Source organism: Arenibacter hampyeongensis, assembly GCF_002909255.1.
Taxonomy (GTDB): Bacteria; Bacteroidota; Bacteroidia; order Flavobacteriales; family Flavobacteriaceae; genus Arenibacter; species Arenibacter hampyeongensis.
The window spans coordinates 187997-201813 of the sequence record NZ_PIOB01000007.1; the positions used below are offsets into that span (position 1 = coordinate 187997).

Genomic DNA, 13817 nt, shown 5'->3' on the forward strand with positions numbered 1-13817 from the left:
TTTAAGCCGGGAATGGTCAACGTAATCCAAGGCGTTATAGAGTTCTAAATATGTCACAATACATGCAATGATAAAGGCTGCCTTCTAAAGGATTTGATGTTTAAATTTAATTATCATCAGTTGATATAATGAATAAATATAATAAGAACTGAAGACAAATAGAAAAGGAAATGATATTAACTGTCCTGTTGTAGACCACTACAAAAATGTGATCTACCCATAAATAGAAGGGAAATACTGAGTTTGAAATAAAACTTAACCTTCCCTTCCAATTAAGTCCGATACCAATATAGGCACACCGTTTACTGCACTGGCCTGTATTATGGTTAGTCCCTTAAAATTGGTCTGACTTATATTAGGTTTTGGGTCTATAAAGTATATGGGAGTATTACGTGATACATAATGTATTAAACTGGCAGCTGGATAAACCTGCATGGAGGTGCCTATGATAATTAAAATGTTGGCTGCTTGGGTTATTTCGGCCGCTTTTTCCAACAATGGTACTTCCTCACCAAACCATACAATATGGGGGCGTAATTGTTCCCCATCCTCTGAAAGGTTACCAATTTTTATATCGGTTTTCCAATCAATTATTGTATTGGGGTTATGAATACTCCTGGCCTTTAACAACTCTCCATGCAGATGTATTACCTTAGTACTTCCTGCCCGTTCATGCAAATCATCTACATTTTGGGTAATGATACTTACATCAAAATACTCTTCCAAACGCGCCAAAGCTTTATGTGCCTCATTTGGGAATACACTAAATAATTGTCTTCTTCTCTCATTGTAAAAATTGAGTACCAATTCGGGATTTTTTTGAAAACCTTGTGGTGTGGCAACTTCCATAACATCATGACCTTCCCATAGTCCATCCGCATCCCTAAAGGTGTTTATTCCGCTTTCGGCACTTACCCCTGCACCCGTAAGAACTATTATTTTTTTCATTTTTGAAGAATAAGCAATTTTTGTAAAATTAAACGATTTCTTTTTTAATATCTTAGGATTATGGTTGATCATAAGTTGCTAGCATATCTTGAGGGGTTTATTACCCCGCAGCGAAAATCCCGTTTTGCGGATATTTTAAAAGAACGTACGAATTATATAACCGTGGCCATAGAGGATGTATACCAAATGCACAATACCAGTGCCGTGGTAAGAAGCTGCGATGTTTTTGGCGTGCAGAAAGCACATCTTATAGAAAGCAAGTTTGGCAAGCGATTGGACAAGGATATTGCCATGGGAGCACAGCAATGGGTTGATATAAAAAGATATAAAAACACTACGGACTGTATAGACACTTTGAGGAGACAAGGATATAAAATTGTAGCCACAACGCCCCATGAAAATAACTATTTACTTACTAATTTTGAGTTTACGGCCAAGACAGCACTATTTTTTGGCACGGAACGGGATGGATTGAGTAGGGAAGTATTGGAAAAGGCCGATTCTTTTCTTAAAATACCTATGGTAGGCTTTACGGAAAGTTTAAATATTTCGGTTTCTGCAGCTATTATCTTGCATGCCCTAACCAATAATCTAAGGAGAACCGAAATTGATTGGAGGTTAACGGAAGAAGAGGTGCTGGAAAAAAAATTGGATTGGACCAAGAAATCAATTAGGAGTTTGAATGATGTTTTGGCCAGATTTAATGGAACAAAATGATTTTTTCATTATATTTAGAGTAAACCAACACATATCATTTAATGACGACTTTACTCTATATTGTATTGGGGCTGATTGTTTTAATTGCCATACTGGCCCTTTTGGCACCTAAGAATTATGATGTTTCTCGATCTATTGAAATAAGCAGGCCAAAAGCCGATGTCTTTGAATATATCAAGTATTTGAAAAAGCAGCAAGAGTGGTCCCCTTGGGGCAAGAAAGACCCCATGATGGACAAAAAATTTACTGGAGTCGACGGCGAGGTAGGGGCTATAAGTTATTGGAACGGAAATAAGGATGTTGGTGAAGGTGAACAGGAAATCACAAAAATAATTGAAGGTGAAAGGGTAGAAGGGGAGCTTCGGTTTCTTAAACCTTTTAAATCTACCTCGGATTGTTATCTGGATGTTGCCGAATCCGCTAAAGGAAAAACAAAAGTAACCTGGGGTTTTAAAGGGAATAATAAATTTCCTATGTCCATTATGATGTTGTTTATGAGTATGGATAAGGCGGTTGGAAAGGATTTTGAAGAGGGGCTTCAAAGTCTGAAATCTATTTTGGAGAATAAATAAGATATGGAAAGGAATAAAAGAGCACTCCATTCCAAACTCATCAATTAGATATAGAAAATACTAGCTTCGGCCCTAGCTCCAAATCGTATTGGATAAACGGTTGTCCCAATGCCTTTGGATACATACATTTTAGAAATTTCGTTGTTGTACCAACCTTTTACATAATTTCCACTTCCAAAAGGTGTAAAGAAGGGCTTTCCAAAGAAGGTAATCTGCCCCCCATGGGTATGCCCAGCCAAGATAAGTTTTGGTTTAATATTTAATGGTACACATAAACGATCTATTTCTTCTCTATAAACAGGACAATGATTAAGTATCACTGTGCTCAATGATGTATCAATACCTTGGATAGTTTTGGTAAAGTTGGGGTATCCACAGACAAAATCATCAATTCCCAATATGTTGATTTTTCTATCCTCGGTTTCAAAAAGGAGTGATTCGTTCACCAATAATTTACCATTATAGCTCTCGTAGACCCCTTTTAATCTTTCCAAATCTATACGTCCAGAGTATTCTTTATTTCCCAAAATGGCTATTTTGGGAATATCGATATCAATTAAGCTCAAAAAATCTTGTAGAACAGATAGGTATTTGTTCCTTTCCAAAGAATCCCCTGTAAAAAAAATAACATCGGGTTTTTCCTCATTAATTCGCTCGGCAATGGACTCATGAACCGATTTTATACTGCGCAAATGTAGGTCAGTTAAGTGAATTGCCTTGATTTTATTGGATTCAGTTTCGGAAATATCGTGCTCTGTCCATTCAATAAAATAGGTCTCCAACCAGAAGGAATCAAGAACAAGAAAACTAATGGAACCTAAAAATAGCTTTAGGATAAATTGCCTTCTATTTAACTTCATTTAATTTCTATTACAATCATTATTAACACTAAAAGGAAGTGGACGAAATTAGGAAACATATTTAGAAATAATACTGTGAAAAAGTTAAAATGACTTGAAAAGGTGGAAAAGCAATTAATCCAAACCAATTTGGTTATTTTTCGGCCAATTCCAATAATGCGATATCAAAGTCATTATCCAGAACTGCTACACCCTTATCTACGGTGATGTAGGTTTCCGAAAAAGTATCGTAAAGATTGGTTCCATCTCCGAAAAAGCCTTTTACCCATAGTGATTTTTTACCTTTTGGCAACTCAAGTCCAACTACCACCTTATCCTTAAAATCGCCCTTAATATAGGTCCTGCTGAAAACATAGGGTTGCTTGGAAAGCCGCTGATGCCTGCCAGCCCCTATTGCGGGATGATCGTTTCTGAATTTCCCCAGTTTTTGCCAATATGCGAGTATTTTTTTGTTATAGGGAATACTGTCCAACTCTCCCCAATTCATAAATGATCGAAGGGTTGCATCGCCTTGGGCCCCTGCAATGGTCAAGTTTCTGTTGGACTCATCCCCGTAATAAATTTGGGAGGCACCAGGAGTAAGTAAAAGTATATTTGCAGAGCGATAGGGGTTTTTTCTTTCTTTGTCATAAGGCGTGCTATCATCATGCGAAGTAAGGTAGTTAACAACACTTTTTCCCTCCAGCTTAGTATGCAGCAAGTCGCTATATTTGGTAAATACGGCCTCATAATTCTTTTTAGCATCATCTTTTAATTCGAAATTGATCAAACTGTGGAATCCATAATCGAAATAATCCACTGTTTTGTCTCCAAAATCGTATTCGCGACCGCCAGATAAGCCATAACCATATACCTCCCCGACCATATAAAAAGGATTGTCGTCCATCACCTCCTCAGGATGCTTTTTTTTCCATGTATTAAAGGCATAGGTGGCTTCACTGTATAGTTCTTTCCAGGATTTTTCGTCCACGTGCTTGGCTGTATCTACCCTAAAGCCATCTATTCCAAGGTCATTTACATAGTCTGTGAGCCATTTAATAATATAAAAGCGGGGAGCCCTAGGGTAATTTGTGCGATTAAAAAAAAGTTGTAGTTCATCCAGTTCGTTACTTAATCGCCCCTCTTCCTTCCATTTTGCCAAAAGGGCATCGGGAAGTTCAATGGCATTGTCCGATTCCGTAATAATATCAGGAAGGTTCTTAACCAATGTGCAATGGGTTGTTGTTTCGTAATTGGTATATTCACAAACTGGTCCATTTCGCACCCATTCTTTTGGCCATATCGGGTCCGTTTGCGTAACTGGTCCGGTGTGGTTAAGAACGATATCCATCAATATTCTTATACCCTTTTCATGTGCCGTTCTGACCAGGTTTTCCAAGTCTTTTTTAGTTCCAAAATTAGGGTCTAGGGCTGTCCAATCCTTTGCCCAATATCCATGATATCCGTATGTACTTCCAGTTCCTTCGTCAACATTATCATGGATTTGCTCCACTACCGGAGTAAACCAAATGGCATTAATGCCCAGATCGGTAAAATATCCTTCATTTATTTTTTTGGTAATTCCTTGTATATCGCCTCCCATAAAACCCCTAAGTACGGCAGTTTCCTTTGTTCTATTTAATGTTATATCATTCAAGGTGTCACCGTTATTGAAACGATCGGTGAGTAGAAAATATATATTGGCTGCATCCCAGTCAAAGTGCGATTTCAACTGCGGTTTTTGGGAAAGTTCAATAGTCGTTTCGCTTTCCTTTACAACTTTATTTTTACTCTTTTTACAGGATAAAATGATCGAAAGAAATACGACAAGTAGAAGCCCCTTTTTCATTAACGCCATTTTTGTTTAAAGCTATAAAATGATGATGGGAATATAAAATTTATTTTAAGTCAAACATAGGGTTGCAAAGAATTGAAAATGTTTTAGGTTGATCAAGAAGCCATTGATAATATAAAAAAACTCAGAAAAGCTATTTTTTTCTGTTCAAGACTTTGTATTCTTCGTAGCAACTGCTAATAGCATCCAGTATTTGAAGGTCATTGGCCGTAGTTATGAAGGATCTGGAATAATTACAATTATTGAGAATATCCTCAATATCTAACTTTTCCAATTGAAGCAACTCCATTAAGGTTTCCCGGTCAAATTTCGAGGCCAAAAGATCCCTGATTTTATCGTCTTCCTTCATCTGCCTTAGCTTGCGCATTTGATTGGGCTTCTTTCCAAACAAATTTCGCAACAAATCGGCGGGATTAAGTATGGCCCCCAAAACTTTGGTGACGGCACTTGGATTCTTATTACCGCCTTCATACCCAACGGATAATCCGGAAATGCTATATTGGAAAGCATTGTTTAGGGGTAAGTTCTTTACATCTATTTCTAAATAACCGGTTAGGGAGTACGGCCTAACAATTACCTCTTCCAGTGCATAGGCCAATTCTGTAAGGGATATTTTGGTTCCCTTAAATTTGAACATATCATTGGTAACCCTAACTTTTTGGGATTTAAAACCTAAAAAAGAAAAGTAAAGTGTATCGTTGACTTTCGCAGGAATTTCGAATTCTCCCTTTTCATTGGAAATTGTTCCCAATACCTGATTCAGGTTTACCACATGAACACTTTCCATAGGCTGGTCGGTTTGGGCATTTAGAATTACCGCCTTTAACTGCTTTACCTCTTCTTCATTTTTGTCCACTTGCGAATATCCATAGGAGATAAGTAAGAGGGATAGGGCCAATAAATAATTTTTCATTAAATAATTTCGATGATTATAATTGGTAAACTAACTAAAAAAATACGCCGAAGCGTATTTTTTTAATATAGAATTAACTAATAGGAATCACTTTTTCGTTTACTTCTTCTGTTTCCTGAACTACTGGAGGAGCCTCCTTTGGAGTCACTTCTATCCCTTCTTCTTCCTTTGTTTCTATCATTGTCTCTGGAATAACTTCCACCACCACTTCGGCTTCTGTCTCGTCTTCCTCGGCCGCCTCCGCCGCCTCCGCCTGGGCTTTTGGATACTTCTACGTTGACAAACCTTCCGTCTACCTTAAATTCGGTAAACGTTTTTAAAATCGCTTCGGTAGCGGATGCATCTGTGTTAAAGAACGAAAAACTGTCCTTTACGTCAACTTTAAAGATATCATCCTTATCTAAATTAACCGTGTCCCTTAAGAAATCCTTTAAAGTCATCCAATCATAGCCATCCTTTTCGCCAACATTGATGAAATATCTAACATTGCCATCCGCTGGGATTCGGCTATCACCGTCTCTTGATCGTCCTCTTTCCCCACGATCGCCACGTTCTCCGGAATCAGAGGTATTTAAATCTTTGGTTTTGTTGTAATAATTAAAGAAGCGGGTAAATTCTACCGAGATTATTTTTTTGATAAGTTCTTCTCGGTCTATACCTTGAAGTACATCATTAATGGCTGGTAAGTAGTTATCTACCTCTTCGTTAATTTTTGTATCCTTAATTTTATTGGCCAAATGGTAAAGCTGTATCTCACAGATTTCCATTCCAGTAGGAATTTTTTTGGAAATAAAAGATTGTTGAACCTTGTTTTCGATAGCCTTGATTTTCCTAAGTTCACTTTTGGTGATGATTACCATGGAAATCCCAGATTTACCAGCTCTTCCTGTACGTCCACTACGGTGGGTATAGGTTTCTATTTCATCAGGTAATTGGTAATTGATTACATGCGTTATATCATCAACATCAATACCACGAGCTGCTACGTCAGTTGCAACCAACATTTGTATTTGCTTCTTACGGAAGGAATTCATTACCAAGTCTCTTTGGTTTTGACTTAAATCCCCGTGAAGAGCACCTGCGTTGTAACCATCCTCTATCAACTTTTCGGCCACTTTTTGAGTGTCCCTTTTGGTTCTACAGAAAATAACGGAGAATATGTCAGGATTGGTATCTGCCAATCTTTTTAGAGCTGGATAACGATCTCGACCACCAACAACGTAGTATTCGTGCTGTACCGTACTTGCACCTGAATTTTTTGTTCCTACTGTAATTTCTTGCGGACTGTGCATGAACTTCTTGGCAATCACCGAGACTTCTCTTGGCATAGTAGCAGAAAACAACCAAGTTGACTTTTCTTTTGGGGTATTGGAAAGAATATCTTTGATATCCTCCATAAAGCCCATATTCAACATTTCATCGGCCTCATCAAGAATACAATAGTCAATTTTGGAAATATCCACCAAGCCACGACCAATCATGTCCTTCATTCTACCTGGAGTAGCCACAACTATTTGGGCACCCCTTTTAATTTGTCTGGCCTGATCGGTAATACTTGCGCCACCATAGATTGCAACAACATTGACCCCTTTTTCATATTTGGAATACAATGTAAGCTCATTGGTGATTTGCAAGCAAAGTTCCCTAGTAGGGGATAGGATCAACCCTTGGGTAGTCCTACTTGCACTATCGATTTTTTGAATTAGTGGGAATCCAAAGGCGGCAGTTTTACCTGTTCCTGTTTGGGCCAATGCCACTAAATCGGTTTCGCTTTCCAATAAGATAGGAATAGCTTTTTCTTGTACTTCTGAAGGCGATTCAAATCCTAAATCAGAAATAGCATTTAATAGGGACTGTTTTAGCCCTAATGCTTCAAATTTTGTCATAATATGTTTTAAATAATCGCAAATATGTATGTTGCATAGAGCGATTATTTTTATAACCTATTTAGACTCAGCGCAACACATGCTATACCAGCGGCGTTAATTGAAGCGGCAAAGGTACTGTTTATTTTTCAATTAAAATATTTTATTTTAGAAGTGGTTTTTTAAGGTTTTATGGGGCCAAGGTAAATCCGTATATGGAGATTACAATTCCAATGGCACCAAATACCAACATTAGGGCAATGAAGTTTTTTTGTAATTTTTTGTTGTCATGGATTATGATACAAACGGCGCCCAATACAATACAGATTTGAAAAAATAATTTTCCCAGGTCAAATTTCTGGGTGGCAGAATCATAATCCTGGGTCAGCTTTTCCCATTCATTTATTCCTATGATCTTCCCCATTTCCCCGTCAAGGTCTTGTGACCAATGTTCTCTTGGAACATTGGATGAGCCTACTAGTATCTCTGTTTTTTCTGCCTCGTATTTTAATACCAAGGATTTGGTCTGCACTATTTTTGCTTGAACATTTTTTATTCGATCATCGGGTATTATTCCGGTTTCCATGAGTACATTCAAATAATCCAGCTCGCTTTCCTTTAGGCTTTGTTTAATACTTTTGGACTGGTACCAATTGGAATAGTTTACTAATTTGTTGTGGGAAATCATCATCTCTTCCTCCAAATTGTTGTTTACAAGTTCCGCTATGGCCATGAATGCTGCAAAAACAGCAATAAGTATTCCTCCAACGGTTTCCGTACGTTGTAGTATTTTAGGGATAGATTTGGATCTTTCCACGGAATTATTTTTTGCCATCATTGTAGTTTTTGAAAAATGCAAGTAATTGTTGTATTGCTTTTGCCCGGTGACTTATTTCGTTTTTTACGGACAAAGGTAATTCTGCAAAAGTTTGGTCATATCCTTTGGGTTTAAAAATAGGGTCGTATCCGAAACCTTTTTCACCTTTTTTTGTAGTGGTTATTTCACCATTCACAATTCCTTTGAAAAGTAACGTTTCATTGTTTAGATTTAGGGCGATTACAGTTTTGAAATGCGCCGATCGGTTGGGTTGGTCTTGCAATAGGAGCATTAACTTGTCCATGTTGTCATCGGCGTTTTTTTGTTCACCTGCATACCGTGCTGAATATACCCCTGGCTCCCCATCCAAAGCATCCACTAAAAGTCCGGTGTCGTCTGCAAAACACGGGTAGCCATAATTTTCAGTGACAAAATTGGCCTTGATGATTGCATTGCCTTCCAAATTGGTTGCGGTTTCCGGAATTTCATCCAAACAGCCAATGTCTTCCAAAGACAGCAGCTCTATCTCCTTGGGAAATAGGACTTGAACCTCTTTTAGTTTGTTGCTATTATGTGTTGCAAATACCAATTGCATTCAATATGATTTTTATTGTTGTTTCATTTTTGGGCTGATTATCTTTTGGGGCAAATTAATTTAGAATGTCTAAAAGTAGTAATTTTATTGCCTTATCTTTTTATATTTTATGAAGTTAAAAATACCACCCATTGTAGTCACTTTCCTGTTCGGATTGTTTATGTATCTATTGGCCAATTATTTACCAGTGGGTTATTTTGATTTTTTTGGTCGAAATTACTTAATGTATTTGCTTTGTTTTCTTGCACTTTTAATTGGGATTGTTTCATTGCTTCAGTTTTTTAGGTCTAAAACCAGTATAGACCCCCTTGCGCCGTCAAAGGTATCCAAATTGGTTACTGGTGGCCTTTATCAGTATTCCAGAAATCCAATGTATTTGGCTTTATTGCTTCTTCTTTTGGCCTGGGGTTTGTATTTGGGCAATGCCTTTAATACTCTTTTGGCGGCCGGTTTTGTATTTTATATGAATACCTTTCAGATTATTCCCGAGGAGGAGGTATTGACAAAGAAATTTGGTAAAGAGTTTCAAAAGTATTGTGTAATGGTTCGCCGTTGGTTTTAATGATTACAACATAAGCTATTTAACTTATAATTAATAATATTAGCGTTTTAACTTATATTTTTATATATTAGCGTTTTAACTTATATATGATTGCAATAATTACAGGGGATATTATTAATTCTGACCGCTATGAGGCCTCGGAATGGATGGGTATTCTAAAACCATATCTTGGGCTACAAGGGGAAACACCGACGGATTGGGAAATTTATAGAGGCGATGAATTTCAAATAAGGACAACTCCAGAAAGAGCCTTGCAAATGGCGATACGGATTAAGGCTCTTATTAAAACCATCAATAAGCTGGATGTAAGAATGGGCATAGGCCTGGGGTCTGAAACCTTTGTAGGTAGTAGTGTGAGCCAATCCAACGGAAAGGCCTATCAACGTTCCGGAAGAATTTTTGAAACCTTAAAAGAGCAAAAGCTTAATTTGGCCATAGTAACCGGTAATGAAGATAGGGATAATACCTTGAACCTAATGTTGAAGCTAGCCTTGAATTTTATGGACGATTGGTCTACCGTTTCTGCACAGATGGTAAGTTTGTCACTGGAAAAACCGAACGTTTCCCAACAAGAGGTTGCGGATCAATTAAAGATAAGGCAATCGGCGGTAAGCCAGCGCTTAAAGCGGGCTAGGATGGATTTGGTGTTGGATATTTTGGCATATTACCAAGAAAATCTAAAACATATTAACGAATGATATTGTTCACTAAACTCTTGTTGGCCCATCTTCTGGGCGATTTTCTATTTCAACCCACCAAATGGGTAGTGCATAAAGAGGCCAACAAAATTGCCTCCATATACCTATACCTGCATATTTTGATTCATTTAGTTGTTACCATGCTGCTCTTGTGGGACATAAAACTATGGTGGTGGGCAGTAATAATAGCAATGTCACATTATATTATAGACCTATCAAAAATATATGCCAATCCTTACTTTAAAAATAAATCCATTCCATTTTTTATAGACCAGACATTACATCTTGTTGTACTTTATTGCTGTGCGTTTAATTCTGATCTATTAGGTAATACCATAGGTCTTATAAAAGAAATAAATTGGCCATTGGTTACAGCAGTGGTATTTGTAAGTTATCCAGCTTCCATCATCATGGCAAAATTACTGGAAGGTATGTCGGACAGAATAGAGTTGGATCATAAATCCCTTCCCAATGCAGGAAAGTACATTGGCATAATTGAACGATTGTTTGTATTGGTCTTTATTATTTTGGGAAGATGGGAGGCCATAGGTTTATTGATAACAGCCAAATCGGTTTTTAGGTTTAATGATCTTAAGGAAAGTAACTCAAGAAAGCTCACCGAATATATATTGATCGGTACCTTATTGAGTTTTGGACTTGCAATTTTAGCGGGTTTAATTTTTTTAAGCACCTAGGATAAGGCTGAATGCCTAAACAAGGACTATCATATCTGCCAATAGCCGTAATATAAATTTATGCCCACCACTAATAATTGTCCATTTGAAAAATATCCTGTGAGATGTAGGGAAGGCAGATTTTATTAATTCCTCAATTTTAAGGATGTAAAAAAATCAATTTCTCACATATTAAGGTGAAAATCCAAGGGTCGATTACTTTTCTTAACAAGTATAGGAAGTTGGACAAAAATTATTCATACTTTTGCCCCTTAAAATTCAGATTCAATGGTTGCGGCAGGCAGAAAATATGTGTTTGATTTTGATAGTACCCTAACTAGGGTAGAGGCGCTGGATGTTTTAGCGGAAATTACGCTAAATGGAAGGTCGGATAAGGATGAAATTATTCGGGAAATTCAGAAAATAACTAATTTGGGTATAGATGGGGATATTTCCTTTACCCAATCTTTGGAAAAAAGAATTAAGTTATTAAACGCCCATAAAGACGATTTGGACAATTTGGTCCAGCTACTACGCCAGAAGATATCCAAGTCAATAGAATCCAATAAGGAATTTTTTCATAATTATTCAGATGATATTTATGTTATTTCCTGCGGTTTTAAAGAGTTTATAGACCCCATAGTTGCTGAATACAATATTCCTGCCGATCGAGTTTATGCAAATACTTTTAGATTTGACGAAAACGGGAAGATAATTGGATTTGACGAGGATAATGTTTTAGCCTTGCACAACGGTAAAATTGCCTGTTTAAAAAACTTGGATCTACAAGGGGAAGTACAGGTAATTGGAGACGGTTATAGTGATTATGTAATGCGCGAAGCAGGTATTGCGGATAAATTTTTCGCATATACCGAGAATGTGCATAGAGAAAAGGCTGCGAGAAACGCAGACTATATTACACCTAATTTAGATGAATTTTTATTTGTGAACAAGTTGCCAAGAAAAATTTCCTACCCAAAGAATAGAATTAAGATTTTATTGTTGGAAAATGTCCATCAAAATGCCTTCGATACCCTTTCTGAGGAAGGGTTTTCCGTAGAACTGTTAAAACATAGTTTAACGGAAGAAGAGCTGATCGAAAAAATAAAAGGAGTGCATGTCTTGGGAATACGCTCCAAGACCCAGGTTACCAAAAATGTTTTGGCTGCTGCGGACAAGTTAATGGTAGTCGGTGCTTTCTGTATAGGTACTACCCAAATAGACTTGGATGCCTGTAAGAGAAAAGGAGTCGTTGTATTTAACGCCCCATATAGCAATACAAGGTCTGTTGTTGAATTGGCTATTGGTGAGATCATCATGTTGATGAGGAGCATATTTCCACGAAGTACTGAAATTCATGGTGGCCAATGGAATAAAACTGCAGCCAATTCAAAAGAGGTTAGGGGTAAAAACCTTGGAATTGTGGGCTACGGTAATATTGGAAAGCAATTGTCGGTATTGGCCGAAGCCTTGGGAATGCGCGTTTATTACTATGACGTGGGCGATCAATTGGCTTTGGGTAACGCCACTAAGTGCAGTACTTTGGAGGATTTGTTAAATGTATCGGATGTAGTCACCTTACATATTGATGATAACAAGGCCAATAAGAATTTTATAGGGGAAAGGGAAATTAACCAAATGAAGGATGGCGCATTATTTGTAAATCTTTCAAGAGGATTTGTGGTAGATATTGAGGCCTTGGCCAACGCGCTTAAAAGTGGTAAAATTGCTGGTGCGGCAATAGATGTTTTTCCAGAGGAGCCACGAAGTAATGGTGAGTTTCTAACCGAACTTAAAGGTTTGGAGAACGTTATTCTAACTCCCCATATTGGTGGCAGTACCGAGGAAGCACAGCGCGATATTGCTGATTTTGTTCCTAACAAAATAATGGATTATATAAATTCTGGGAATACTGTCGATGCTGTCAATTTTCCAAATATTAGACTGCCTAAACAGGTCAATGCGCATCGTTTTTTACATATTCACAAGAATGTTCCTGGGGTTATGGCGAAAATCAACGAAGTTTTGGCACGTTACGATATGAACATATCTGGACAGTATCTTTCCACAGATAATGAAGTAGGATATGTAATTTCGGATTTGGACAAAGAGTATAACAAGGATGTATTAAAGGCCCTTAAAAAAATAGATAATACTATTAAATTTAGGGTCCTATATTAGATTATAATTAGTAATCATACATGAAGAACTGCCTGAAATTCACTTTTAGGCAGTTTTTTTTGTACTTATTTATTTAAAATTTTCTTGTTCAATTGCCCTGAACTATTGGTGGTGGTAGGGTTCATTTCTTAATATGGTGAAGGCTCTGTACAATTGCTCCACTATAAACAACCGCACCATTTGATGTGAAAATGTCATTTTTGATAAACTTATTTTACTGCGGGATTTTTGATATACGGCTTCACTAAAACCATAAGGACCACCAACAACAAATACGAGTTGCCTTATGCCGGAATTCATGTTTTTTTGGAGGTATTCAGAGAATTCCAATGAGGTCCTTTGTTTTCCGTTTTCATCTAGAAGCACCAGCAGATCGGTTGGGTTCAGCTTATTTAAAATGGCGTCCCCCTCTTTTTCCTTTTGTTGCTTTTCTGACAGATTTTTGGTATTCTTGATATCTGGGATTATTTCCAGTTCAAACTTTATATAGTGTTTTAGCCTATTTTGATATTCTTCAATTAATTGACTTAATTGAGCACTATCCGTTTTTCCCAGTACTAGAAGTTTTATGGTCATAAGCA

At 37.3% G+C, this 13817-nt stretch carries 14 protein-coding genes; 6 read left to right on the plus strand and 8 right to left on the minus strand.

Annotation, left to right across the window (positions count from 1 at the left end):
* Positions 1-255 precede the first annotated feature (255 nt).
* Positions 256-948, minus strand: a complete 693-nt coding sequence (locus tag CWD91_RS16980) for an SIR2 family NAD-dependent protein deacylase (RefSeq protein WP_103442197.1) — start codon at positions 946-948, stop codon at positions 256-258.
* Between the two features lie 60 nt (positions 949-1008).
* Here CWD91_RS16980 and CWD91_RS16985 point away from each other — a divergent pair, with 60 nt between their 5' ends.
* Positions 1009-1665, plus strand: coding sequence for a TrmH family RNA methyltransferase (locus tag CWD91_RS16985; RefSeq protein ID WP_103442158.1), 657 nt, complete (start codon positions 1009-1011; stop codon positions 1663-1665).
* 41 nt (positions 1666-1706) lie between these two features.
* Positions 1707-2237, plus strand: a complete 531-nt coding sequence (locus CWD91_RS16990; RefSeq protein WP_103442159.1) for an SRPBCC family protein — start codon at positions 1707-1709, stop codon at positions 2235-2237.
* 44 nt (positions 2238-2281) lie between these two features.
* On the opposite strand, the gene CWD91_RS16995 is transcribed toward CWD91_RS16990, so the two are convergent.
* From CWD91_RS16995 to CWD91_RS17020, 6 genes are all read right to left on the minus strand, one after another.
* The gene (locus CWD91_RS16995) at positions 2282-3097 is read right to left on the minus strand and encodes a metallophosphoesterase (RefSeq protein ID WP_103442160.1); all 816 of its coding nucleotides are present in this window, start codon (positions 3095-3097) and stop codon (positions 2282-2284) included.
* A 133-nt stretch (positions 3098-3230) separates the two neighbouring features.
* The gene (locus tag CWD91_RS17000; protein WP_103442161.1) at positions 3231-4925 is read right to left on the minus strand and encodes an alpha-amylase family glycosyl hydrolase; all 1695 of its coding nucleotides are present in this window, start codon (positions 4923-4925) and stop codon (positions 3231-3233) included.
* 139 nt (positions 4926-5064) lie between these two features.
* Positions 5065-5844 carry a carboxypeptidase-like regulatory domain-containing protein gene (locus CWD91_RS17005; protein WP_103442162.1) on the minus strand — a complete coding sequence of 260 codons (780 nt, stop codon included), beginning with the start codon at positions 5842-5844 and terminating at the stop codon, positions 5065-5067.
* Positions 5845-5921: 77 nt separating this feature from the next.
* Complete coding sequence (locus tag CWD91_RS17010) at positions 5922-7730, minus strand: DEAD/DEAH box helicase (RefSeq protein ID WP_103442163.1); 1809 nt, start codon at positions 7728-7730, stop codon at positions 5922-5924.
* Between the two features lie 169 nt (positions 7731-7899).
* Positions 7900-8544, minus strand: a complete 645-nt coding sequence (locus CWD91_RS17015) for a DUF4337 domain-containing protein (protein ID WP_103442198.1) — start codon at positions 8542-8544, stop codon at positions 7900-7902.
* Positions 8531-9121, minus strand: a complete 591-nt coding sequence (locus CWD91_RS17020) for a non-canonical purine NTP diphosphatase (protein WP_103442164.1) — start codon at positions 9119-9121, stop codon at positions 8531-8533. Before CWD91_RS17020 ends, CWD91_RS17015 begins: the two co-directional genes overlap by 14 nt.
* Before the next feature lie 109 nt (positions 9122-9230).
* Between CWD91_RS17020 and CWD91_RS17025 the strand changes: the two genes are divergently transcribed.
* The 4 genes from CWD91_RS17025 to serA all read left to right on the plus strand — a co-directional run bounded on the left by CWD91_RS17025 (position 9231) and on the right by serA (position 13236).
* Complete coding sequence (locus CWD91_RS17025; RefSeq protein ID WP_103442165.1) at positions 9231-9683, plus strand: methyltransferase family protein; 453 nt, start codon at positions 9231-9233, stop codon at positions 9681-9683.
* A gap of 86 nt (positions 9684-9769) precedes the next feature.
* Positions 9770-10381: a SatD family protein gene (locus tag CWD91_RS17030; RefSeq protein ID WP_103442166.1), complete on the plus strand. Its 612-nt coding sequence runs from the start codon at positions 9770-9772 to the stop codon at positions 10379-10381.
* Positions 10378-11076, plus strand: a complete 699-nt coding sequence (locus CWD91_RS17035; protein ID WP_103442167.1) for a DUF3307 domain-containing protein — start codon at positions 10378-10380, stop codon at positions 11074-11076. Before CWD91_RS17030 ends, CWD91_RS17035 begins: the two co-directional genes overlap by 4 nt.
* 267 nt (positions 11077-11343) lie before the next feature.
* Positions 11344-13236: a phosphoglycerate dehydrogenase gene (gene serA / locus CWD91_RS17040; protein ID WP_103442168.1), complete on the plus strand. Its 1893-nt coding sequence runs from the start codon at positions 11344-11346 to the stop codon at positions 13234-13236.
* A gap of 102 nt (positions 13237-13338) precedes the next feature.
* Here the strand turns inward: serA and rlmH are convergent, their stop codons facing one another.
* On the minus strand, positions 13339-13812 hold the full coding sequence (gene rlmH / locus CWD91_RS17045; protein ID WP_103442169.1) for a 23S rRNA (pseudouridine(1915)-N(3))-methyltransferase RlmH: 474 nt from the start codon (positions 13810-13812) through the stop codon (positions 13339-13341).
* Positions 13813-13817: the final 5 nt, after the last annotated feature.

Bases quoted from the DNA above. Each gene is read 5' to 3' on its own strand.
- CWD91_RS17015 (WP_103442198.1), bottom strand. From the start codon at position 8,544: ATGGCAAAAAATAATTCCGTGGAAAGATCCAAATCTATCCCTAAAATA.
- serA (WP_103442168.1), top strand. From the start codon at position 11,344: ATGGTTGCGGCAGGCAGAAAATATGTGTTTGATTTTGATAGTACCCTA.
- CWD91_RS17035 (WP_103442167.1), top strand. From the start codon at position 10,378: ATGATATTGTTCACTAAACTCTTGTTGGCCCATCTTCTGGGCGATTTT.
- CWD91_RS17020 (WP_103442164.1), bottom strand. From the start codon at position 9,121: ATGCAATTGGTATTTGCAACACATAATAGCAACAAACTAAAAGAGGTT.
- CWD91_RS17030 (WP_103442166.1), top strand. From the start codon at position 9,770: ATGATTGCAATAATTACAGGGGATATTATTAATTCTGACCGCTATGAG.
- CWD91_RS17025 (WP_103442165.1), top strand. From the start codon at position 9,231: ATGAAGTTAAAAATACCACCCATTGTAGTCACTTTCCTGTTCGGATTG.
- CWD91_RS16980 (WP_103442197.1), bottom strand. From the start codon at position 948: ATGAAAAAAATAATAGTTCTTACGGGTGCAGGGGTAAGTGCCGAAAGC.
- CWD91_RS17005 (WP_103442162.1), bottom strand. From the start codon at position 5,844: ATGAAAAATTATTTATTGGCCCTATCCCTCTTACTTATCTCCTATGGA.
- CWD91_RS17010 (WP_103442163.1), bottom strand. From the start codon at position 7,730: ATGACAAAATTTGAAGCATTAGGGCTAAAACAGTCCCTATTAAATGCT.
- CWD91_RS16985 (WP_103442158.1), top strand. From the start codon at position 1,009: ATGGTTGATCATAAGTTGCTAGCATATCTTGAGGGGTTTATTACCCCG.
- CWD91_RS16995 (WP_103442160.1), bottom strand. From the start codon at position 3,097: ATGAAGTTAAATAGAAGGCAATTTATCCTAAAGCTATTTTTAGGTTCC.
- rlmH (WP_103442169.1), bottom strand. From the start codon at position 13,812: ATGACCATAAAACTTCTAGTACTGGGAAAAACGGATAGTGCTCAATTA.
- CWD91_RS17000 (WP_103442161.1), bottom strand. From the start codon at position 4,925: ATGAAAAAGGGGCTTCTACTTGTCGTATTTCTTTCGATCATTTTATCC.
- CWD91_RS16990 (WP_103442159.1), top strand. From the start codon at position 1,707: ATGACGACTTTACTCTATATTGTATTGGGGCTGATTGTTTTAATTGCC.